This is a genomic window from Streptomyces sp. NBC_00669 (genome assembly GCF_036226785.1).
GTDB lineage: Bacteria > Actinomycetota > Actinomycetes > Streptomycetales > Streptomycetaceae > Actinacidiphila.
Map to the genome: position 1 here is coordinate 7,696,390 of NZ_CP109018.1, position 23,512 is coordinate 7,719,901.

At 72.8% G+C, this 23,512-nt stretch carries 16 protein-coding genes; 12 read left to right on the forward strand and 4 right to left on the reverse strand.

Annotation, left to right across the window (positions count from 1 at the left end):
- Positions 1-21: 21 nt before the first annotated feature.
- Positions 22-897 carry a LysR family transcriptional regulator gene (locus OG896_RS32535; RefSeq protein ID WP_329371076.1) on the reverse strand — a complete coding sequence of 292 codons (876 nt, stop codon included), beginning with the start codon at positions 895-897 and terminating at the stop codon, positions 22-24.
- 121 nt (positions 898-1,018) lie between these two features.
- On the opposite strand from OG896_RS32535, the gene OG896_RS32540 reads away from it, so the two are divergent.
- A complete protein-coding gene (locus OG896_RS32540; protein ID WP_329371078.1) occupies positions 1,019-1,384 on the forward strand; it encodes a YybH family protein in 366 nt (121 codons plus the stop codon).
- 49 nt (positions 1,385-1,433) lie between these two features.
- A complete protein-coding gene (locus OG896_RS32545; protein WP_329371080.1) occupies positions 1,434-1,598 on the forward strand; it encodes a hypothetical protein in 165 nt (54 codons plus the stop codon).
- A gap of 362 nt (positions 1,599-1,960) precedes the next feature.
- On the opposite strand, the gene OG896_RS32550 is transcribed toward OG896_RS32545, so the two are convergent.
- Positions 1,961-3,271 carry a lanthionine synthetase LanC family protein gene (locus OG896_RS32550; protein WP_329371082.1) on the reverse strand — a complete coding sequence of 437 codons (1,311 nt, stop codon included), beginning with the start codon at positions 3,269-3,271 and terminating at the stop codon, positions 1,961-1,963.
- 67 nt (positions 3,272-3,338) lie between these two features.
- Here OG896_RS32550 and OG896_RS32555 point away from each other — a divergent pair, with 67 nt between their 5' ends.
- The 4 genes from OG896_RS32555 (at position 3,339) to OG896_RS32570 (ending at position 6,258) form a co-directional block, all read left to right on the forward strand.
- On the forward strand, positions 3,339-3,491 hold the full coding sequence (locus OG896_RS32555) for a hypothetical protein (protein ID WP_329371084.1): 153 nt from the start codon (positions 3,339-3,341) through the stop codon (positions 3,489-3,491).
- Positions 3,488-4,594 carry an amidohydrolase gene (locus OG896_RS32560; RefSeq protein WP_329371086.1) on the forward strand — a complete coding sequence of 369 codons (1,107 nt, stop codon included), beginning with the start codon at positions 3,488-3,490 and terminating at the stop codon, positions 4,592-4,594. Before OG896_RS32555 ends, OG896_RS32560 begins: the two co-directional genes overlap by 4 nt.
- A gap of 70 nt (positions 4,595-4,664) precedes the next feature.
- Positions 4,665-5,681 (forward strand): hypothetical protein, encoded by a 1,017-nt coding sequence (locus tag OG896_RS32565; protein WP_329371088.1) that lies wholly within the window; start codon positions 4,665-4,667, stop codon positions 5,679-5,681.
- 196 nt (positions 5,682-5,877) lie between these two features.
- Complete coding sequence (locus OG896_RS32570) at positions 5,878-6,258, forward strand: toxin-antitoxin system YwqK family antitoxin (protein WP_328462155.1); 381 nt, start codon at positions 5,878-5,880, stop codon at positions 6,256-6,258.
- Positions 6,259-6,330: 72 nt separating this feature from the next.
- On the opposite strand, the gene OG896_RS32575 is transcribed toward OG896_RS32570, so the two are convergent.
- A complete protein-coding gene (locus tag OG896_RS32575) occupies positions 6,331-10,368 on the reverse strand; it encodes an Ig-like domain-containing protein (RefSeq protein WP_329371090.1) in 4,038 nt (1,345 codons plus the stop codon).
- Between the two features lie 413 nt (positions 10,369-10,781).
- On the opposite strand from OG896_RS32575, the gene OG896_RS32580 reads away from it, so the two are divergent.
- The 6 genes from OG896_RS32580 (at position 10,782) to OG896_RS32605 (ending at position 20,147) form a co-directional block, all read left to right on the forward strand.
- Positions 10,782-12,887, forward strand: coding sequence for an alkaline phosphatase family protein (locus OG896_RS32580; protein WP_329371092.1), 2,106 nt, complete (start codon positions 10,782-10,784; stop codon positions 12,885-12,887).
- A 318-nt stretch (positions 12,888-13,205) separates the two neighbouring features.
- Positions 13,206-15,632 carry a ricin-type beta-trefoil lectin domain protein gene (locus OG896_RS32585; protein ID WP_329371093.1) on the forward strand — a complete coding sequence of 809 codons (2,427 nt, stop codon included), beginning with the start codon at positions 13,206-13,208 and terminating at the stop codon, positions 15,630-15,632.
- Positions 15,633-15,918: 286 nt separating this feature from the next.
- The gene (locus OG896_RS32590; RefSeq protein WP_329371094.1) at positions 15,919-16,692 is read left to right on the forward strand and encodes an ATP-binding cassette domain-containing protein; all 774 of its coding nucleotides are present in this window, start codon (positions 15,919-15,921) and stop codon (positions 16,690-16,692) included.
- Entirely contained in the window at positions 16,689-17,741 is a 1,053-nt protein-coding gene (locus OG896_RS32595; RefSeq protein ID WP_329371096.1) for an ABC transporter permease, read from the forward strand. Before OG896_RS32590 ends, OG896_RS32595 begins: the two co-directional genes overlap by 4 nt.
- Before the next feature lie 155 nt (positions 17,742-17,896).
- Complete coding sequence (locus tag OG896_RS32600) at positions 17,897-18,880, forward strand: ABC transporter substrate-binding protein (RefSeq protein WP_329371098.1); 984 nt, start codon at positions 17,897-17,899, stop codon at positions 18,878-18,880.
- A 253-nt stretch (positions 18,881-19,133) separates the two neighbouring features.
- The gene (locus tag OG896_RS32605) at positions 19,134-20,147 is read left to right on the forward strand and encodes a LacI family DNA-binding transcriptional regulator (protein ID WP_329371100.1); all 1,014 of its coding nucleotides are present in this window, start codon (positions 19,134-19,136) and stop codon (positions 20,145-20,147) included.
- Between the two features lie 182 nt (positions 20,148-20,329).
- Here the strand turns inward: OG896_RS32605 and OG896_RS32610 are convergent, their stop codons facing one another.
- Entirely contained in the window at positions 20,330-23,452 is a 3,123-nt protein-coding gene (locus tag OG896_RS32610; protein WP_329371102.1) for an alpha-mannosidase, read from the reverse strand.
- Between the last annotated feature and the right edge of the window lie 60 nt (positions 23,453-23,512).

The window sequence follows — 23,512 nt, forward strand, 5'->3', positions numbered from 1 at the left end:
CGCGCGTCAGGTGCTCGCGGGTCAGCTGAACGCCCGCCGGGTGTACGGGAGAAGGGCACACAGGGCGGGGGGAGGGGCCGGGCGCCAGACGAGGGAGAGATGGGTGGGGGCGGCGGCGCCGTCGAGGGGGTGGGCGACCAGCCGGTCGCGGTAGCGCTCGGCCATGGACGCGCTGAGCACCCCCACCCCGAGCCCGCGCGCGGCGAGGTCCGCGATCGCGTCGGCCGCGCTCGCCTGGAAGGCGATCACCGGGTGCAGCCCGCCCGCCGCGCACGCCCGGTCGAAGACGGTCCGCAGCCCGGTCCCGGGCGGCATGCAGATGATCGGGTACGCGGTGACGTCGCGCAGCGCCAGCCGCCGCCGCCCGGCCAGCGGGTGGTCGGGCGGTACGGCGGCGACCAGCCGCTCGCTGATGAGGGTGAGCGCCTCCAACCCGTCGGGCGCGGCGCTCGCCGTCCCCACCAGCGCGAGGTCGAGCGCGCCGGACCGCACCTGCTCGACCAGCCGCTCGGAGTTCTCCTCCAGCAGCGCGATCTCGACCCCCGGGTGCGCGCGATGGAAGTCGGCGAGCGCGTCGAACAGCGGGGTGAGGGTGCAGCCGATGACCATCCCCACCGCGAGCCGCCCGCGGATCACCTCCGTGACCTCGCCGACGGCCTGCGTCACGGCGCCGACGGCCGCGAGGGCGGCCCGCGCGTGTGCGAGCGCGGCCTTGCCCGCGACCGTGAGCGTCACGGCGCGCGCCGAACGGTCGAACAGCTCCGCGCCCAACTCCTGCTCCAGGCGGCGGACCTGCGCGCTCACCCCGGACTGGCTGATGTGGACACGCTCGGCGGCCCGCGTGAAGCTCTGCTCCTCCGCGACCGCGACGAAGTACTCCAGCTGCCTCAGGTCCATGACTGCTGATTCTAGCTCGCATCACCACCATGTGTTGGACTTCTGGCCGTGACCGGACCACGCTGGGAGGTGGACACGGAAGCGGAACCACCACGCAGCAGCCGTACGAGAGGAGAACGCCATGCCCCAGTACGCCAAGGCCATGCGCCCCGAGGACATCACCCGCCTGTTCATCGAACGGTCCAACGCCGGTGACGCGGACGGGGTCGCCGCCCTCTACGCGCAGGACGCGGTGCTGGCGTATCCGCCCGGCGGGCAGACCGTCGGACGCGAGGCGATCAGGGCGCTCTGGGCGAAGGTGCTGGCGAACCGGCCGCACTTCGCGCCCGAGGAGCCGCTGCCGACGCTCGTCAACGGGGATGTCGCGCTCACCTCCACGGCTCCCCGGGACGGGGCCGGCGCCCGCGCCCAGGTGGTCCGGCGCCAGCCCGACGGCAGCTGGCTCCGTATCCTCGACCAGCCCGAGTTCGTCACCCCGGAGGGCTGACGGGGACGGGCGGCGGGCCCTCGGGATCGGCCACTCGACCGGCGGCCTGGTGGTGAGCGCGCTCGCCGACGAACGGCCCGGCCTGGTGGGCGCGTTGGCGCTGATCGACACCGGGCCACGGCTCGGCGCGTTCATCCCGGACGGGCTCGCGGGGCGGCTGGTGCTCGCTGCGGCCTCGGGCCGCTCCTGTGGCGGGCCCGCACCGACGGCCTGATCCGCCGCGCGCTGAGCACGGGCTTCAGCCGCCCCGGCTACGCGATCCCGCGGCAGATCGTGGACGACGCGCGGGCCATGACCCTGCACGGGACGGTCGCGACCGGGCGGGGCGCCGAGGAGTTCCTGCGGCGGCGCGCGGTCCCGGCGAGACCGGCGGCCCTGGCGAAGCCGCTGCTGGTGCTCTTCGGCGAGCAGGACCACCGCTGGCGGCCGTCTTCCGCCGCCGACTGCACGGCGGTTCCGGGCGCGCGGGTCGAACTGCCGCCCGGCCTCGGCCACTCACCGATGCTGGAGGACCCGCAGCGGACGGACCCTCGCCCGCCTGCTGCCCTTCCTCGCTGCCCACGCTCCGATCCCGAACTAGCCTTTCCCGCCAAGGGAGTTGCGGGCCGGCGGGTGGTCGGGCCAGGTGACCGCGTACGCCGGGTCGCGGCCCGTGCCGGCGCGGACCCAGCGGAGCAGTTCACGGACGATGCCCGCGTTGCCCATCGCCCATCCGGTCAGCGGTTCGAGCGCGCTCGGAGTGGCCCGGTGCTCGACGTTCGACCAGCGGGCGCCGCCCGCGTCCACGGTCGCCCGGGAGACCAGGTCCGCGACGAGCACGTCCGCGAACGCGAGCCCCGTGCCTTCCTCGACGTGCCGGTCGCAGGCGAGCGCCAGCACCCCCGCCGTCCCGCAGCAGCGGCCGCTGTTGTCCCAGAAGCCGGGCCGTGACCGCTCGGGCAGGCCGGAGCGGGTGACGGTGGACCAGCACCGGTCGGCGAGCGCCGACCACGACGGGTCGCCGAGGACCTCCCGCAGCAGGCGGAAGACCTGCGCGTCGCCGGCCGGGCCCTGGCACCAGCCGTAGCTGTACCGCTCGATACGGTCCGGCTGGTCCTGCGGGTCGGAGTGCGGGACCAGGAAGCCCTCCGGGCCGGCCTCGTTTCGGGCCACGACGTCCGAGGCGCCGGCTGCCGCGAGTTCGACCAGGTCGGGGCGGCTCGCGGCCCGGCCGACGGAGGCCAGGGCGTGGACGACGCCCAGCGTGCCGTGCGAGAGGTGGTGCTGCCGGGCGGCCCTTCCGACCCGCGTCTCCCAGTGGACGCCGGCCGGGGTCGGTTCCGCCGTGCGCAGGTAGGGCGTCACCGCGAGCACGGCCAGGTCGACGTCGCCCGTCGCCAGCGCGCCGAGGGCGATGCCGGCGTTGCCGCCGAGCAGGTCGAACTGCGGTCCCCAGCGCGTCCCGTCGAACCGGGCGCGCACCCGGTCCAGGGCGCGGTCGGCGGCGGCGCCCGCGGCCGCGTCGCCCAGCACGTCGTGGACGGCGCGCAGCGCGACGGCCATCCCGGTCAGGCCGAAGTACAGCGAGCTGAGCTCCCACTCCCCGACCGCGGCGGCGATGCTGCGGGCACCGCGCACGGCGGCGTCGCCGTAACGGTCGTCGAGAAAGTGCCCGCGCGCCTCCAGGAGGGCCAGCACGATGCCCGAAGTGCCGCTGTACAGGGTGGGGTTGAGCTCGTCGTCACTCGGCCTGGTGGTCCAGGCCAGACCCCCGCCGGTGCCTCCGCCCGGGTCCGTACCCGGACCTCCGCCCGGGTCCCCGTCCGCGGTACTTCGCGAGCACCCCAGGAGCCAGTCGAGCGCCCCGGTCGCCAGAGCCTCGGCGTCATCCGGTCGAGTCGTCGCCACGGCACCCACCGTACCGGCGGGTACGCTCCGCATCGACAGGTTGACGTGTCGACCGAGGAGGAGCCCCATGCCGCTCATGCCCGACGGGTGGGAGGAGGGGCTGCTGCCCCGCCTCACCGAGCTGTACAAGGACCTGCACGCGCACCCGGAACTGTCCTTCCAGGAGCGGCGGACCGCGGCAAGGCGGCGGAGCTGCTCGCGGCCGCGGGGTACGACGTGACGACGGGTGTCGGGGGCACCGGGGTGGTCGGGGTGCTGGCCAACGGCCCGGGGCCGACGGTGATGCTGCGCGCCGACATGGACGCGCTGCCGGTGCGGGAAGAGACCGGCCTGCCGTACGCGAGCACGGTACGGGCGCGGGCCGAGGACGGCGAGCAGGTGCCGGTGATGCACGCGTGCGGCCACGACATGCACACCGCGTGCCTGGCGGGCGCGGCGACGGTGCTGGCCGGGGCGAGGGCGGAGTGGTCCGGCACGCTGCTGGTGGTGTTCCAGCCCGCCGAGGAGCGGATGCGCGGCGCGCAGGCGATGGTCGAGGACGGCCTGTTCGAGCGGTTCCCGCGCCCCGACATCGTGCTCGGCCAGCACGTCGGCCCGCTGCCGGCCGGGTGGATCGGCTACCGCGAGGGCACGGTGATGGCCGGTGCCGACACCGCCGTCATCCGGCTGTTCGGCCGGGGCGGCCACGGCGCCCGGCCCGAGAGCACCGTGGACCCGGTGGTGATGGCCGCCGCGACCGTGCTGCGGCTGCAGGGGATCGTCGCCCGCGAGGTGCCGCCGCAGGAGTCCGCGGTGGTCACGGTGGGCCGGCTCCAGGCGGGCAGCAAGGAGAACGTCATCCCCGACACCGCGGAACTGGGCATCAGCCTGCGGTCGTACAACGACGAGATCAGGCGGCTGCTGCGGACGGCGGTGGAGCGGGTCGCGCGCGGGGAGTCGCTGGCCGGCGGCGCCACCCGGGACCCCGAGATCACCTGGGACACCCCGGCGCCGGTGCTGGTCAGCGACCCGGAGGCGACCCGCGCGGTGGTGGCCGACCTCGCCGGGCACTTCGGCGCCGACCGGATGCTGCCGATGCCGCTGGTCACCGCGAGCGAGGACGTCGGCCGGTTCGGTACGGCCGCGCAGGTGCCGACGGTCTTCTGGTTCTGGGGCGGCCTGGAGACCCAGAGGGTGCTGGACGCGCTGGCCGACGGCACCTTCGACCAGTTGCCCGGCAACCACTCCCCGCGCTTCGCGCCTCTGATCGACCCCACCCTCGGCGCGGGCGTCGAGGCGCTGACCGTGGCTGCCCTCGGCCGCTTCGCCGCCGCGAAGCCCTGACCGGGACGGGCAGTTGCCGGGGATCGGGCATCGCGGCCGTGGTGTCCGGCCCGGCCGATAGGCTGCGCGGGTGAACTCCGGACAAGCCACCTTCAGCAGTGCGGTCGCCGACTTCGAGGCAGCCGTGCGGGCCCGCGACTCCCAGGCGTCGGGAGACGCGTTCGGGCTGCTCCAGCAGACCTTCCACGACGCCGACGACGCCGAACTGGCCGCCGTGGCACCCCGGTTGGCGACGCTTCTGCCCGAAGTGCCGCCGGGGCCGCGGTCGGTGGTCGCGGTCGTGATCGGCGCGGCCGTGGAGCGCGGCGCCGACCCCCTCGCCTGCGCGCCGACCGTGCTGGCCGGGGTCGGCGAAGCCCTCGCCGGCGCCGAGGAGTTCACCACCCGGTGGGCGGCCACCGGCGGCGGCGACCTGCCCGACCCGGAGCACTCCGACCCCGAGGACGCCGTCTTCGACCGGGTCGGCCAGCCCGCCACCGAGGCGTGGTGGACGCTGCCGCAGTGGGAGATGGCCGCGGTCGCGGTCCTCAACCACAAGCCGGTCCGGCTCGCCCTGCCCGACCGCGCCGCGCTGATCGACGCCGCCGAGCGGGTCGGCGACGCCACCGGCGGCGGCCTGAAGTACCTGCGGTACATGCTCGCCGTCCTGGACGACGAACCGCTGGTGGTGCTGCACCGCGAGAGCGGCACCGGCTACCGGGTCCGGATCAGCGGCCTCGGCGACAACTTCCAGCTGCACACGCTGCTGGCCGGCGAACTCGTCGGCGGCGGCCACGTCCCCGGCACCGCGCCGAGCGACCTGGCCGTGGCCGTCTGCCGCGCCGGGACCGGCGACACCGACACCACCGGCTCGTTCAACCTGGTGGCCCCTGACGGCACCTGGATCTGGAACGAGGGCATCCCCGCCGACATCCCCGTCGTCGACGGCGTCCGCCTCCTCGTCCTCGACCCCCCGCCGTACGAACGCGCCTGGCCGGCCGGCCGCCTCTTCTCCAACATGCCGGGCGACCTCGTCCTCGAAGCCGCCCTTCCCGCCTCGGAAGCGGCCGAGTGGCTCGCCAAAACCGCCCCGGCCAAGGACGTGTGACCGCGCGTTCCGGGGCGCTTTGCGCCTGTCGGGCGAATCGGCCGCCCGCGCGGCGTCGGGGGCCCCGCGGGGCCGCCATACTGGGGGCCAGGCAGGTCCGGTACGGTTCTCCGCCCGGCGACGGCGTGGAGGACCGCCGCCGCACGGGTGGCGCGGGGCGGAACGGAAAAAGGGGACTGGGACAGGAGTGAGGCCGGTGCAGCGCATCAACTTCGACGATCCGGACGTCGGCAAGGACGAGGATCTGCGCGTCGTGTATCGGAACGAGCTGTACACCGGAGAGGTGGAGGAGTTCGCCGGCGAGGCCCGGGTCGCGCTCAGCACGTACCGCGAGGGGGTGCCCGACGGCCCGACCGTCGAGTGGTACCCGGACGGCACCCTCCGCTCGAAGGGCTCGCTGCGGATGGGCCAGGTGGTCGGCGAGTTCAAGGACTGGCACCCCAACGGCGTGCTCGCCGTCAGCCGGGTCTTCGACGAGCGCACCACCCTCCTCGAACACTACGAGTGGGACCGCGACGGCCTGCCCACCATGACCTGGCGCATCGCCGACCAGGCGACGGAGCACTCCGCCTGGTAGCGGCCCCGGGAACGCACGAGCGGTGCCGGTCGGGTTCGACCGGCACCGCAGCTGTGTGCGCGAGGCGGCTGCCTACTGGACGGTGACCGCCACGTCCGCGTCCTTCGCGGAGGTGCCCGTCGGGTCCTTGGCGCTCGCCGTGAGGGTGTGCGGGCCGGCGGTGAGGGCCTGGGCCTGGGACGGGGTGCAGGTCCAGGTGCCGTCGTCGGCCGCTGTGGCGGCGCAGACGGGCGTGGAGTCCTCGGCGGTGACGGTGACCTGGGCGTCGGGCTCGCTGGTGCCGGCCAGCGCCGGGGTGGCGCTGACGGTCGCGCCCGGCGCGGGGGAGGTGAGGGTGACCGGCGGGGCGAAGGCGGCGGTGTCGGGCACCCCGTCGCCGGTGATCTTCACCGCGACGCTGTGCACGGTGACCTGCCCGCCGCCGTTGCGCAGCCGGAAGTCGGCGGCGGAGTGCTGCTGCCCGCCGAAGTAGGCGTCCGCCACGGTCACCGTCGCGATCTTCCAGGTGTTGCTGCCGGTGAGGGCGATGGCGGGCGCGGACTTGTAGGGGTTGGCGGTGCCGTCGTCGTACTGCACGTTGAACGAGCCGGCGCCCTGGTCGTAGTAGGAGACGGTGAACTCGGCGGTGTAGACGCCGGCGTGGGCGACGGTGTCGTCGATGTCGAAGTAGATGTTGGAGTCGGTGCTGGTGCGGGCGGACAGCCCGTCGACGACCGCGGCGGTGGTCGGGCCGTCGAAGCCGCCGGAGGGGGTCTCGTCCTCGCTCATCCCGTAGGCGTGGTTGGTGGCGCCGACCACCGCGCCGACCACGGCGGTGCCGGGCGGCAGGTCGGAGGCGTCGAAGCCGACCGCGGCCGAGGCGTCGCCGGTCAGCCCGGTCGGGTCGGTGACCGTCGCGGTGGCGGTCTGCCGCCCGGCGGTGAGCCCGCCGTCGGGGGCGCAGCTCCACGCGCCGCCCGCGTCGGCGGTGCCGGTGCACAGCGTGCGGTCGCCCTCGTGCACCGTCACGGTGCCGTTCGGGACGGCCGTGCCTGCGAGCGCGGCGTCGAGCTTCACGGTGCCGCCGTCGCGCGGGGTGGTGATCGCGGGCGCCGGCGGGAAGGCGCGCCGGTCCGGCACCCACGCGCCGGTGACGGCAACGGCCGCGCTGTGCACGGTGATCGGGGTGGCCGAGTGCAGCCGCAGGTCGGCGCCGGCGCTTTGCAGCCCGCCGAAGTAGGCGCCGGAGAGCGTGAATTCGGCCGTCTTCCAGGTCTTGGTGTCGTGCAGCGCCACGGTGGTGGCCGCCTGCTGGTAGGGGTGGCGGGGGCCGGCGTCGTACTGGAGCGCGAGCGTGCCGGTGCCGGCGTCGTAGTAGGAGACCGTCACCTTCGCGTCGTACGTCGCGGTGGCGGCGGTGTCGTCGGAGATGCCGAAGTAGAGGTCGCTGCCGGTGGAGTTGGTGCCGGTGCCGGTGGTGCGCGCGGTCAGGCCGGCGACGGTGCCGGCGGTGGTGGTGGCGCCGGCCGAGCCGGTGTAGTCGAGCTGGGTCAGCCCGAAGGAGGCGTTGCTGTCGCCGAGCACGGTGCCGACGGTGGACGTGCCGGAGGTGGTGGCGTGGTCGAGGCCGATCTGCACGCCGCCGAGGTGGCGTGCCGCGGTCGGGGCGCTGCCGGTGACCGGACGGTACGGCAGGGCCGTGGTGGGCGCGGCGACCTGCTGGACGAGGTACGAACCGCCCTTGCGGACCGGCACGTCGAGCAAAGCGGCGGTGCCGGCCTTGACCACGGTGCGGCCGGTGCGGCCGTCCACGACCTCGACCCGCTGACCGGGCCAGGGGTTCTTCACCTTCAGGGTGCCGGTGCTGCCCGCCTCGATCGCGGCGGTGACCAGCTTGCCGTCCTGCACCTGCACGTCGGCCTTGTTCTGGTGCTGGAGGTAGACGCTGCCGCTGCCGTCCCAGTCGCTCGGCCAGGCCGGTGCGAAGCGGACGACGCCGTCGTAGTCCTGCGCGAGCGCTTCGTCGACGGCGGTCGCGACGCCCGACTCCTGCTCGATGTACGGCTGGTAGCCGACGCTGTTGCCGAGGTCGGCGAAGCCGTTCGGGTAGACCTGGTGTCCCTCGGTGATGGAGACGAGGTCGGCGCGCACCTCGGCGGGGTCCTGGAGCCGGGCCGCGTCGATCGCGTCCATCGACCAGTCGTTGCCGCCCTTGTTGGGCCGGTGGTCGTACGAACGCTGCTCCAGCGCGAAGAGGTCGGTGTCCTGGTCGCTGACCGTGTTCCACGGCCACAGCGGCTCAAGCTCGATGTTCTCGCCGTTGCGGCGCTGGGCGGCGGGCTCGTAGGAGATCGCGATCATGTCGGTCCCGGTGGCGTCCGCGGCCTGCGTCTGCGCCTGCGAGTAGTCCGGGTTGAGCAGTTGGGTCCGGGTGGCCTGGTCGGTGCGCGGGTACGGCGGGATCTGCGTCTCGGCCTTGGCGACCTGCTGGAGCAGTGCCGCGTCGGTGGTCTTCGCGGTGCCGAGCGCCTGCGCCGCCTGCGTGATGATCGGGAACAGGGTCCGGTCGACGGCGATGTCGGTGGTCGGGTCCTGCACCGCCCACTGCGTCTCGTGCGCGTTGGCGTCGGCGTGCAGCAGGCCGTCCTTGCCGACGGTCTGGTACGCCAGTTGGAAGGCGAGCGTGGACTTCATGAAGGGGAAGTACTTCTTCAGCGCGGCCTTGTCGCCGGTGGCCTGGTACTGCTCCCACATGTACAGCGCGACCTCGGGGCCGCTGGAGATGTCCAGCGCGTTCCAGTTCGGCGAACTGGCCTCGCTGCAGGACGCGTTGGCGCCGGGCGTCAGGTCGCCGCCGTTGCCGTTGAAGCGCATCGTCTCCGGTACGCAGGAGCCCGGCAGGCCGCCCATCGCGGTCTTCGTCCACGCCTCGATCTGCGGGGTGTCGTCGGCGTACATGTCGAAGATCGGCGTGTTCAGGGCGTAGTTGCCCGATGACATGTTCGCCGAGATCTGGGTGCGCAGGTTCCACAGCCAGTACGCGGACGGGGTCCAGGTCTGCTTGTCCTTGTCCCACGCGAACATGTCGGCCTCGCCGGCCTGGCTGCCCGGGAGGATGCCCTTCTTCATCGACGCCGCCTCCTCGTAGAGGTACAGCGTGCGCAGGTTCTCGATGTAGGCGGCGCTGCCGTCGGCGGAGTCCATCTCGACCAGGCCCGAGTGCGTCCAGTAGCCGTCCCACCAGCGGTCCTGGGCGGCGAGCAGGGACGTCTCGCGGGCGGTCGCGTCGCCGCCGATCACCGCGGCGGCGGTCGTCGCGGGCGTGCGGGTGGCGGTGCCGCCGGCCCAGCCGGGGGCGGCGACCACGACGCGGAAGGTGCCGTCGGCGTTCGGCTTGAAACTCGTGCTGATCCGGGTCGGGCCCGCCACGGTGGTGCTCACCTGGCGGCCGCCGGCGGTGAGCGCGGCGAGGGTGCCGAAGGTCTTGCCGCTGCCGCCCGAGCCGCCGTCCACCCAGGTCTCGGCGAGGGTGCCGGTGCGGCCGGTGACGGCCGCGGCCGGCTTGCGGGGCGACCACAGGTCGATCGAGGCGGTCTGGGCGATCGACGGGTCGGCGCCGGAGACGTCGACGACCAGTTCGTCCTTGCCGGCGGCCACCCATGCCTTCAGCGACATGCCGCCGCCGGACTCGCGCAACACGCCGTCGCTGACGTCGAGCCGGCCGTGGAAGTCGGCGGCGTGCGAGATCACCGACAGGCCGGGGATGGTGAGCTGCCCGGGCGACTTGCGGTCCGGCATGGTGTCGGACCGGTTGAGCTGCGCGGTGAAGCCGTCGGCCGCCCAGGCCGCCACGCCCAGCGAGCCGTTGCCCAGCGGCATCGACGCGGTCGGGTCGGTGTCGGGGGAGCCGAGCACGATGTCGGAGCGGGACGCCACGCCGGTCGGGTCGAGGTGGAACGCGCCCTGCCGCCAGGCGGTGCCGGCCGCGGTCCCCTTTCCGGTGCCTGCCGTGGCTGCCTGCGCGCCGGCCGCGCCGGCCAGCACGCTGCTCGCCAGCGCGGCGAGCAGCGCCGACCAGAGGGCGAGACCCCGCCGGGACGGAGCTCTTCGACTACGGGAGATGACCTGCACGTTGCCCTCCAGGGCTGCACGACGCTTGGTGAGCGTCCGGCTTGGGTTCGTTCCTCGGTGCTCCAGCAGTGCTCCGATGAATACGCCATCACCTAGGCGTAGTTGACGGGAGCCATCGCGCTCGCCTCGCGACGGTGCCCATGAACATCGGATGACTGCCGTTGTAGTCCATCGATGTCATCGCCGTAAAGACCTCGGTGCGCGCCGGATCGCACCATCCGGCCACCGGGTGGTGCCGTCGGGCCCGGCATTCCTGTCGCCGAGGCAAGTTGTATAGCCAACTTTGCCAAACTGCTGGTCGTCACTTGGCGGATGTTCACCCGGAGTTGGTGTCCGCTCGCTTCGATGAGCGGGCTGGGGGCTGCTGCCTCCGGTCCCGATCTCCGAGTGTTCACACCCGTGTAAGGAGCTTCATGGACCGCGATCCGATCACCCCGAGGCCCGAGTCCGAGCCTGGCGGCGAATCCGCGACGGCCGGCGCCAGCCGCCGCCGGTTCCTCCAGGGCACCGGCGTCGCCGCGGGGACGCTGGTGCTCGGCGGGACCGCCGCTGCGGGCAGCGCCCAGGCCGCCGCGAAGCCGGAGGGCGCCCACGGCGCCGCGAAGCCGGCGCACGGAAGGCCGCACGGCTTCCGCGGCGACATGTCCGACCTGAAGCACGTGGTGATCCTGATGCAGGAGAACCGGTCGCTCGACCACTACTTCGGCGCGTTCCCCGGCGTCCGCGGCTTCAACGACAAGCAGGCGCTGCGCTTCCAGGACGGCACCACCGTCTTCCAGCAGAAGGACGGCAACGGCAACCTCGTCACCCCGCAGGTCGACGACGGCGCCTGGGGCAACGACCACGGCGCCTGGGGCGACGTCGCCCACCGCACCTGGGACCAGTGGGTGCGGCACAACGGCGCCAGCTGCATGAACTACCACAGCGACGGCTACATGGGCTTCTACCACTCGGTCGCCGCCCAGTACACCATCGCCGACCAGTACTTCTGCTCCGAGTTCGGGCCGACCGACCCCAACCGGAAGTACCTGTGGAGCGGCACCGCCAACAGCGAGACGGGCAACGTCGACGAGTCGAACTACTCCCGTCCCTGGATCACGGTGGCCGAGCAGCTCCAGCAGGCCGGCATCGACTGGCGGCTGTACTCCGACAACAGCGGCGACGGACGGCAGGGCTACATCAGCTCCTGGGTCGGCGACTACGGCGACAACGAGCTGAAGTACTTCAAGGGGTTCGACCCGGAGGGGCTGAACGCCGACGACCCGAAGCTGCGACCCGGCACCGGCCTGATCTGGCGCGGCAACGCCACGTACTACGCCGGTCATACCGCGCCGGACGACGACTCCGACCAGAACCTCGACGCGGTCCTGAAGAACTTCCACGACTCCTGCCGGCCCGGCGCGGAGCACCCGCTGCCGGCGGTCTCCTGGATCGTGGCGCCGTACGGCTGGTCCGAGCACCCGGGCGCGGACAGCCAGCACGGCGAGCGCTACGTCAAGAAGGTGCTCGACAGCCTGCAGAGCAACCCCGACATCTGGAACCACACCCTCTTCATCCTCAACTACGACGAGAACGACGGGAAGTTCGACCACGTGCTGCCGCCGTGGCCCGAGGCGGGCACGGCGCGCGAGTACGTCGGCGACTACCCGCTCGGCTTCGGCGCGCGGGTGCCGATGCTGCTGGTCTCGCCGTGGACCCGCGGCGGGCACGTCGCCTCGGAGGTCTTCGACCACACCTCGACGATCACGTTCCTGGAGACCTGGGCGGCCCATCTGGGCAAGCCGTTCCGCAGCCCCAACATCAGCGACTGGCGGCGCTCGATCGCGGGCGACCTGACCAGCGCGCTCGACTTCGCCCACCCGCAGCCGGGGCCCGCCACCTTCCCGGACCCGCTCGCCGAGCAGCCGGTGTCGGTCGCCGCCGGCCACATGAAGCCGCGCCCGCTGAGCTTCCACCCGCACGCCACGGTCTCGGTGAACCCGGCGACGGGGAAGGTCACCGCCACGATGACCCTGACCGGCGGCCCCAAGGACAAGGCGCTGAGCTTCCAGGTCTTCCCCGACAGGTACCAGGCGTTCACCAGCACGCCGTTCACCGTCACCGCGCACAAGCCGCGCGAGTACACCTGGGACGCCAACGCCACCGGCGGAGAGTACGCGTTCTCGATCTACTCCAACGACGGCTTCGTGCGCTCCTTCGCCGGCCGGGTCGCGCCCGCCGGCAAGGGGCACGCCGCCCTTCCGCGGGTGGTGGTCGACCTGGTGAAGGGCGAGGCCCGGCGCGAGGCTCAGGTGAGGCTCACGTTGCACAACGACGGCACCGAGCCGGTGCGTTACACGCTCACCCCGCACGACTACCTCGGCCGCACCCAGCAGGTCACGGTGGCCCGCGGGAAGACGAAGGTCGTCAGCTGGCCGACCCAGGAGGGCTACTACGACGTGGTCGTCACCGCCGACGCCGACGCCGCCTGGACGCAGCGCTACGCCGGCCGGATCGCCACGACCACCGTGCCCAGGTAGGAACGCCGGCGGTACCCCAGCGGCACCCCAGCGGTACCCGGCAGGCCGTGGCCCGGCGCCACGGCCTGCCGACGCCGTGGCGGGCGCGGGAGCCGACGCGCGGCGGCCGATGCGCGGTGGCCGCCGCGCGGTGGCCGGACGCGAGGGCACTTCGGTCCGATCCCTTGACTTCACCCGGGCACGGCAGTGTCATGTTCACGCGCTTGGTTCTGCTGACTTCTGATCAACTCTCCCCACTTATCCGAACGTTTCCCCACACGGCGGCCGCCGAAACGCTCACCTCTGCACCCTTTCGCCCCCATCCGAAAGGAACCCCCCATGCGCAGATACGCCCTGTTCGGCTCCCCGCTCCGGACGGTGGTCGCGGCCGTCGTCCTCGCGGTGCTCGCCGCCCTCGGCCTCGGCCCGGTCGCCGCGCCGGCCGGTGCCGCGACCGCCACCACCATCTCCGTCGACGGCACCAGCGGCGGCCGCACCTTCGACGGCATCGGCGCGATCAGCGGCGGAGGCGGCAACAGCCGGCTGCTGACCGACTACCCGGCCGCCCAGCAACAGCAGATCCTCGACTACCTCTTCAAGCCCGGCTACGGCGCCGACCTGCAGATCTTCAAGGTCGAGATCGGCGGCGACACCAACTCCACCGACGGCTCGGAGTCCAGCCACGAGCACACCAGCGGCGCCGTCGACTGCACCACCGGCTACGAGTGGTGGCTGATGGAGCAGGCCAAGGCCCGCAACCCCGCCATCAAGCTCTACGGTCTGGCCTGGGGCGCCCCCGGCTACCTCGGCGGCGGCAACTTCTGGTCCACCGACACCGTCAACTACCTGGTCGACTGGCTCGGTTGTGCCAAGTCCCACGGCCTGACCATCGACTACCTCGGCGGCTGGAACGAACGCGGCTACAACGTCGCCTGGTACGAGCAGTTGCGCGCGGCCCTCGACAGCAACGGCTACTCCGGCACCCGGATCGTCGGGGCCGACAGCGACTGGTCGGTGGCGAACGACGTCGCGTCCGACTCCGCCTTCGCCGCCAGCGTCTCCGTCATCGGCGCGCACTACCCGTGCGCGGGAGGCGACGGCGGCAGCGCCGACACCTGCCCCAGCACCAGCACCGCCGTGGGCACCGGCAAGCCGCTGTGGGCCAGCGAGAACGGCTCCCAGGACCGTGACTCCGGCGCGCCCGCGCTGATCCGCTCCTTCACCCGCGGCTACATCGACGGCAAGCTCACCGCCTACATCAACTGGCCGGTGGCCGCCGCCGTCTACCCGAACCTGCCGTACGACACCGACGGCCTGGTGCTCGCCAACCAGCCCTACTCCGGCGCCTACAGCGTCGGCAAGAACCTGTGGGCCACCGCCCAGATCACCCAGTTCACCTCGCCCGGCTGGAAGTTCGTGGACGCCGGCTCCGGCTACCTCGGCGGCAACGAGTCCAACGGCAGCTACGTCACCTTGAAGTCCGCGAGCGGCAGCGACTACTCCACGGTCATCGAGGCCACCACCGCCACCGCGGCGCAGACCGTCAACGTGCGGGTCTCCGGCGGCCTTTCCACCGGAGCGGTGCACGTGTGGGCGACGAACGTGAACAGCGCCACCTCCGGCGACAACCTCGTCCAGCAGTCCACCCTCACCCCGTCCGGCGGCGCCTACTCGCTCACCGTCCAGCCCGGCTACGTCTACACCCTGACCACCACCACCGGGCAGGGCAAGGGCACCGCCCAGGGGCCGGCCGCCAAGCCCCAACCGCTGCCGTACTCCGACGACTTCGACGGCGACCAGGCCGGCCAGCAGCCCGCCTACCTCGCCCAGCAGCAGGGCGCCTTCGAGGTCACCGGCTGCGCCGGCGGCCGCTCCGGCAACTGCGTCACCCAGCAGGCCGCGACCAAGCCGATCGAGTGGGACGGCGACTCGGCGCCCTACACCTTCGGCGGCGGACCCGGCTGGGCCGACTACACGGTGGCCGCCGACACGTTGATCCGGCAGCCGGGCGCGGTGCAACTCCTCGCCAGGGTCGGCAACCAGGCCGGCTTCAACCCGGCGAACATCGACGCCTACTACCTCCAGGTCTCCGACACCGGCGCCTGGTCGATCCTCCGCAACAGCTCCAGCGGCAGCAGGACCACCCTGGCCTCCGGCACCACCACCGCGCTGGGCACCGGCACCTGGCACCACCTCGCGCTGACCGTCAACGGCAGCACGCTCACCGCGGCCGTCGACGGGAACACCGTCGGATCGGCCAGCGACACCTCGTACGCCACCGGCATGGTGGGCCTGGGCACCAGCGGCTACCAGACCGACCAGTTCGACAACCTCACCGTCACCCCGGTCGGCAGCACCGGCACCGTCACCGGCCACATCGTCTCCGGCGCCGGGGTCGACAAGTGCCTGGACGACAACACCGGTTCGTCCGACAACGGCACCGCGGTCCAGATCTACGACTGCAACACCAGCGGTGCCCAGAACTGGACCGTCCCCGCGCCCGGCGGCGCCGGCGCGGGCACCGTGCAGATCAACGGCAAGTGCCTGGACGCCACCGACAACGGCACCGCCAACGGCACCCTCGTGGAGCTGTGGGACTGCAACGGCGGCGGCAACCAGCAGTGGCTCCCGCAGATCGGCACCCTCTACAACCCGGTGTCCGGCAGGTGCCTGGACATCCCCAAGGGCGACACCACCAACGGCAACCAGCTCGAACTGTGGGACTGCAACGGCGGTTCCAACCAGCAGTGGCGGCTGCCGTCCTGACCGACCGGCGGTGAGCAGGCGGGCCGTGGGGCCCGGGCGCGTCTTGTCCGCGCGCCCGGGCCCCGCGGCCGTTCCCCGAGCAAGTGAACGTTACCAGCCGGCGGGGCAGTGTCCGGCCGTCACCGCCGACCTGTCAAGACCCGTGCGGGCAGTGGCTGATTCCCCGGAATTCCAGGGAGTTCGGGCCCGATCGCGTTTACTGCCAGGGATATTGACACGCCGTCAGGTCGCGCCCACACTCACGGAAAACTGGGAACGTTACCAAGGGCACCCGGAGGCGGTCGCGATGACAGAGCCCCTGCTCGAAGCGAGGAAGGTGACCAAGCGCTACGGGCACGTCCACGCGCTCCAGGGCGCGGACTTCACCGCGTACCCCGGCGAGGTCGTCGCGCTGATCGGTGACAACGGCGCCGGCAAGAGCACGCTGGTCAAGACGCTCTCCGGGACCATCCGGCCGGACGAGGGCGAGGTGCTGGTGGACGGCGTGCCGGTCCAGCTCACCAGCCCGCTGGACGCCCGCGGCCACGGCATCGAGACCGTCTACCAGGACCTCGCGCTCGCCCAGGACCTGGACGCGGCCGCCAACCTGCACCTGGGCCGGGAGTTGTACCGCGGCGGCCTGCTCGGCCGGCTCGGCGTGCTGGACCGGGCCGCGATGCGCCGCTCGGCGGTCGCCGCGTTCCGTGAACTCGGCGTGGACCTGCGGGACGTGAGCGTGCCGGTGGCGGCGCTGTCCGGCGGCCAGAAGCAGTCCGTGGCGGTCGCCCGCGCGGTCGCCTTCGCCAACCGGATCATCTTCATGGACGAGCCGACCGCGGCGCTGGGCGTCGTCCAGCGCGGCCGGGTGCTCGACACCGTCAGACGGGTCCGCGACCGCGGCATCGCCGTGGTGCTGATCAGCCACAACATGCCCGAAGTGCTCTCCGTGGCCGACCGGGTGGAGGTGCTGCGGCTCGGCAGCCGGGTGGCCCGGTTCACCGCCGCCGACACCACCGTGGAGGAACTCGTCGGGGCGATGACCGGCGCGCTGGACGCGGCCGGCAAGGAGGGCGCGGCATGAGCGCGGGAACCCCCGTCAAGGACGGCACGGCCGCTCCCACCGACCGGCCGCGCGGGCGCGGCGTACCGCCCTGGCTGCGCCGGCTCGCCGACGTCAACGAGGTGTGGACCTTCGGCGTGCTGCTGCTGCTCGTGGTGTTCTTCACCGCGGCCCGCCCCAGCACCTTCCTGACCAGCTACGACGTCACGCAGATCGCCACCAACGCGGCCATCTACCTGGTGCTCGCGGTCGGCATGACCTACGTCATCATCGTGGCCGGCATCGACCTGTCGGTCGGGTCGGTGCTGGTGCTGTCGGCGGTGCTGTCGGCCGAGTACACCATCCACCACGGCGGCGCGAAGGCCGGCTGGGGCACCATCGCGGTCAGTACGGTGATCGCGCTCGCCACCGGCCTGGTCTGGGGCGGGATGCAGGGCTGGCTGGTGGCCAAGGCGAAGGTGCCGCCGCTGATCGTCACGCTGGGCGGGTTCGGCGCCGCGCTGGGCATCGCCGAGATCATCACCGGCGGCCAGGACCCCACCGGCGCCGTCTCGGGCCACCTCCAGCACGCCGTCGGCTTCGGCAAGCTCTTCGGCCAGATCCCCTGGCTGGTCGTGATCGCCTTCGCCACCACCCTGGTCTTCGGGCTGGTGCTGGCCTTCACCCGCTTCGGCCGCTACACGTACGCCATCGGCTCCAACCCCGAGGCCGCCCGCCGGGTCGGCATCAACGCCGACCGGCACCTGGTGCAGGTCTACGCCCTGGTCGGCCTGCTGTCCGGGCTCGGCAGCGTGATGTGGCTGGCCTACTTCGGCACCACCTCCATCGCCGGGCACGCCACCGACAACCTCACGGTGATCACCGCGGTCGTGCTCGGCGGCGCCAGCCTCTTCGGCGGGCGCGGCACCGTACTGGGCACCCTGATCGGCGTCTTCATCCCGGCGGTGCTCAGCACCGGGCTGATCATCATGGGCGTCCAGCAGTACTGGCAGGACGTCGCGATCGGCGTGGTGCTGGTCGCCGCGGTCTATCTCGACCAGTTCCGCAGGCGCGGGCGCGAGCGCGCCTGAACGCGCGAGCGACCCGAAGCCGTACCCGCGGCCGACCCTGCGCCGTAACCGCGACCGCGCCGGAGGCCGTACCCGCGTCCGTATCCGCGGCCGGACCCTTCTCCGGCGGCCCGTATCCGCAGCAAGCCCGGCTCACGCACAGAAAGAGGTCCAGCATGCGGCACATCAGCAGACCCACGACGCTCGTGGGGGCCTGCGCGGTCCTCGCGCTCGTGGCCGCGACCACGGCGGCCTGCGGCGGCGGGTCCTCCGGTTCCGGCGGCAAGTCGCTGGAGATGATCACCGGGGTGAAGAGCGACCCGTTCTACATCACCATGGCCTGCGCGGCCCAGCAGGAGGCGAAGAAGCGCGGCGTGAAGCTGACCGTCAACGGCTCCGCGCAGTGGGACGTGTCCGTGCAGCGCCCGATCATCGACTCGGTCGCCGCCAAGCACCCCGCCGGGCTGCTCATCGCACCGGTGGACACCGCCGCGCTGACCCCGTCGCTGTCCCAGATGCAGAACGGCGGCACCAAGATCGTGCTGGTCGACACCACGGTCAGCGACGCCTCGATCGGGGTGTCCCGGATCTCCTCGGACAACGTGGCCGGCGGTCGCGCCGCCGCCAAGGCGCTGGCGCAGCTGATGGGCGACAAGGGCTCCGCGATCGTGATCAGCGTCAAGCCGGGGGTGTCCACCACCGACGAGCGCACCAAGGGCTTCGACGAGGAGATGAAGGCGAACCACCCGAACATCAAGCTGCTGCCAGTGCTCTACGACAACGACCTGCCGGCCACCGCGGCCTCGCAGATCCAGTCCACGCTGGCCGCGCACCCCGACCTCGGCGGTGTCTTCGCGGGCAACACCAACACCGCGCAGGGCATCTCCACCGGGCTGCAGGCCGCGGGCAAGCAGGGCAAGGTCCAGGTCGCCGCCTTCGACGCCGAACCCGACGAGGTCACCTCGCTGAAGAACGGCACGCTGGACGTCCTGGTCGCCCAGGACCCGGCGAAGATCGGCACCGAGGGCGTCGACCAGGCGCTCGCGGCCATCGACAAGAAGAAGGTGACCGCCTCCATCGGCACCGACATGGTCGCCATCACCAAGGCCAACCTGAACTCGCCGTCGGTGAGCAAGTACCTCTACAAGGCGGGCTGCTGACCGCGAGGCCCCCGCGTGAGCGGCCGCCCGCCCGGTGCCCCGCCGCGGGCACCCGGGCGGGCCGCCGCATCCGGCGCCCTATCCACTGCCGCACCCCGTTCCGTACCCGGTGCCGTCCGCGGGGGAGGCAGGCGACGGTCCGCCGGCGCGCCCTGTCATGATGGCGGGCCGGGCGGGAAACACCGCCCGCGCCATCACCACCGGCGGCCCCGGGCCAGGGCCGGCGGCCCGGGAGCGCCCGATGAGGAGAGCCGTGAAGCGCCCGACGATGAAGGACGTGGCCCGCGCCGCCGGAGTCAGTCCGATGACCGTCTCCCGTGTCGTCTCCGGCGAGTCCGGGGTGTCGCCCTCCACCGCGGCCCGGGTCGAGCGCGCCGTCCGCAAGCTCGGCTACCAGCGCAACGACAACGCCCGCCACCTGCGCCAGAAGAACCTCGGCACCTCCACCATCGGCCTGGTCGTCGACGACCTCGCCAACCCCTTCTACGCGCTGATGGCCCGCTCGGTGGAGGACGAGGCGCACCGCCGCGGCTACGTGGTGCTGGTCGGCAGCACCAACGACGAGCCGCATCGCGAGCGCGAGGTGATAGCGGCCTTCACCGCCCGGCAGGTGGACGGCCTGATACTGGTGCCCACCATCGGCAGCCACGGCTTCCTCAAGCAGCCGATGGCGGCCGGCACCCAGGTGGTGTGCGTGGACCGCCCGGCGGACGGCCTGGAGGTGGACACCGTCACCGTCGACAACCAGGCCGGCGCGCAGCGCGCGGTCACCCACCTGCTCGGCCACGGCCACACCCGCATCGCCTACCTCGGCGACCGGTACGACATATGGACGCAGGCCGAGCGGTTCGCCGGCTACCGCGACGCGCTCGCCGCCCACGGGCTGCCGATCGACGAGACCCTGGTACGGCACGGGTTGCGCACGAGGAAGTCGGCCGGCGCCGCCGTCGCCTCCCTGCGCGACCTGCCCGACCCGCCGACCGCGCTGTTCACCAGCAACGACCTGATCACCCTCGGGGTGCTCGACGCCGGCCACACCACGCCGCTGGCCCTGGTCGGCTTCGACGACCTGCCGCTCGCCGAGCGCCTCGACCCGCCGCTGACCGTGGTCAGCCAGGACCCGGTGGCGCTCGGCGGCACCGCGGCCAACGTGCTCTTCTCCCGGATCGCCGGCGACCACTCCGCGCCGCGCTCGGTGGTGCTGCTCACCCGCTTCATCGTGCGTGAGTCGGGGGAGAAACGGGTCCGCATGGCGTCCAAGCGGTGACGCCGAAACGTCACGGAGTAACGTCACGCCGCAACGTCACGGCGGAAACGCTGAATCGCTGAGGCCGGAAGAGCCGAGGCCGGCCGCCCGCGCGGCACCGTTCCCGCGACCCGGGGACGGGCGCCGCCCGGAGCCGGGGAGGACCCCGGCCGGCGCCCCGCACATGGGCCGGTCAGCACCGGTCAGGGCCGCCCAGGGGTCAGCCGCAGCGTCAGGATCTGGAACGGCCGCAGCGTCAACCGCACTTCGGGACCCGCCGCCGCGCAGCTCCCGTCGTCCGTGACCGGCCGCTCCAGCAGGTCGGTGACGGCCACCGACGCGAGGGCGAACGACGGCGTCAGCGTGGCCCGGGCCCGCTTGCCGTGTGCCTCGTACAGCCGCACCAGCACATCCCCCGACCGGTCGTCGGCGAGCTTGACCGAGGTGATGACGACCCCCTCGTGGTCCACGGCCACCAGCGGCGCCACCGCGGCCGCGCCCGGCACCGTACGCTCCGGCAGGTTGAGCCGGTAGCCCTCGCGGATCGCGTCCGGGACCCGGGCGCCGATCACGAACGCGTACCGCAGCCGGTGCCGGCCCTGGTCCTGCTCCGGGTCGGGGAAGCGGGCCGAGCGCAGCAGCGACAGCCGCACCGTGGTGGTGGTGCCGCCGTCCTCCCGCACATCGCGGGTGATGTCGTGGCCGTAGGTGGAGTCGTTGACCAGCGCGGCGCCCCAGTCGGGCTCGCCGACGTGCAGGAAGCGGTGCGCGCACACCTCGAACTTGGCCGCGTCCCAACTGGTGTTGACGTGCGTGGGCCGCTCCACGTGGCCGAACGGGATCTCCGCGGTGGAGTGCGCGGCCCGCACGTCCAGCGGGAAGGCCGCCTTGAGCAGCTTCTCCCGCTCGTGCCAGTCGACCACGGTCTCGATGTCCACCTGCCGGCTGCCCTCGCGCAGGGCCAGCACCTGCTCGACCCGTGAGTCGCCGAAGCCGCGGACCACCCGCACCCCGCCGCCGGCGCCGTCCGGTCCGCCCTCGAACGCGGCCACCGAGTCGGCGTCGGTCAGGTCGCGCACGCTGTGGCGGTAGAAGGCGTCGAGGTCCCAGGCGTCCCAGCGGTTGGGGAAGTCCTGGTGGAGCTGGAGCAGGTTCGCGGTCGCACCCGGCGGCAGCGCCTCCCGCTCGGCCGGGATGTCGTACGCCGAGGTGATCAGGCCGCGGCCGTCGATCGTGATCCGCACCAGGCCGTTGTCGAGGACGAAGCCGTCGCCCGACGGCACCGGGCGCACCGTGGCCGGGCCGGCGGCGCGGAGCGCGGCGCCCATCGCGGGCACCCCGTCCCGGGCGTGCGGCGCCGCGTTGAACACCACCTCGCCGCCCTCGCCGCCGTCGTCGGCCGCGGCCAGCGCGCGCTGCGCGGTGTCCACCAACTCCCGCAGCTCACGCCCCACTTCGACGTACGTCTGCTCCGCCTCCCGGTGCACCCACGCGATCGACGTGCCCGGCAGGATGTCGTGGAACTGGTGCAGCAGCACCGTCTTCCACAACCGGTCCAGCGCCTCGTACGGATACGGCGCGCCGGTGCGCAGCGCGGCTGTCGCCGACCACAACTCGGCCTCCAGCAGCAGGTGTTCGCTGCGCCGGTTGCCCTGTTTCGTGGCGAGCTGGCTGGTCAGGGTGCCGCGGTGGAACTCCAGGTACAACTCGCCCACCCACACCGGCGCTTGCGGGTACTCCGCGAACGCCTTCGGGAAGAACTCGGCCGGCCCCTCCACGCTCACCCGCGGCGAACCCTCCAGGCTGGCCAGCCGGGAGGCCCGGGCCAGCATCTCCCGGGTGGGCCCGCCGCCACCGTCCCCGTAGCCGAACGGCACCAGCGAGCGGTGGGTGTGCGCCTTGTCCCGGAAGTTGCGCTCGGTGTGCGCCAGCTCCGCCCCGGTCAGACCGCTGTTGTAGGAGTCGACCGGCGGGAAGTGGCTGAAGATCCGGGTGCCGTCGATGCCCTCCCAGAAGAAGGTGTGGTGCGGGAAGGCGTTCGTGGTGTTCCAGGAGATCTTCTGGGTGAGGAACCAGCGCACCCCGGCCAGCTTCATCAGCTGCGGCAGCGCCGCGTTGTAGCCGAAGGTGTCCGGCAGCCACATGTCCTCGGTCTCCAGGCCGAACTCGTCCAGGTAGAACCGCTTGCCGTGCACGAACTGCCGTACCAGCGACTCGCCGCCGGTGATGTTGGTGTCCGGCTCCACCCACAGGCTGCCGGTCGGCAGGAACTGCCCGGTCTTCGCCTTCTCCTGAGCCCGCGCGTACACCTCCGGCCGGTGTTCCTTCAGCCACGCCAGCTGCTGCGCCTGGCTCATCACGAACCGGAACTCCGGGTGCTCGTCCATGAGTTCGGTGACGTTGGAGACCGTCCGGGCCACCTTGCGCACGGTCTCGCGCAGCGGCCACAGCCAGGCCGAGTCGATGTGCGCGTGGCCGACCGCCGAGATCCGGTGCGCACCGGTGCCGGCCGGTGCGGCCAGCGCGGGGATGAGCGCCTTGCGCGCGGCGGCCGCGCTGCCGCCGATGTCCTGAAGGTCGACCAGGTCCAGCGCGTCCTCGACCGCCCGCAGGATCTGCCAGCGCCGGGTGGACTGTTCGGGCAGCTCGTGCATCAACTCGCCGAGCACGTCCAGGTCCTGGACCAGCTCGAAGACGCCCGCGTCGAAGACCGCGAGGTCCGACCGCCGTAGCTGGTAGAGCGGTTCGCCGGCCGGCGGGCGCCCCCCGCGGTCCGTACCCCCGCCGCCGTCACTGTCGTCGCCGCCGTCCGCCAGCCAGCCGGCCCGGTCGCCCGCGGACGTCACGCCGAAGGTGAGCTGGTCCGGGCCGGTGTGCATCACCACCGGGTTGGCGGCGGCCTCGACGTAGAACAGCACATCCTCGCCGCCGCGGGCCGGGGACGCGACCGGCAGATGGGTGTTGCGCGGGTTGAGCGCCTTCACCGCGGTGCCGTCCGGCCGGTAGGCCAGGCCCTCGGTGGAGAAGCCGGGCTCGGTGGTGCCGAAACCCAGGTCGACGACCGCTTCCACCGGCAGCCCGGCCCACCCCTCCGGCACCCTGCCGCTGAGCTTGAACCAGCTCGTCGACCAGGCCGGCCCCCACCGGTCGCCGACCCGCGCCGGAGCGTACTCGGCGGCCAACCCGGCGCTGACCGGCACCGGTTCGCCCGGCACGTGCCAGACCTCGACGGTGAGCGGCACCGTACGGGCATGGACGGCAGGGCGCAGGCGCTGGTTCAGCACGCGGTGCAGCCGCTCCTCGGTGCTGGCGGGGTCGCTGTGCATGGAAGGGGGCCCTCCCTCTCGGTGGGTGCGTGCCCGGGGTCGGCCGGGCGGGTCGAATCG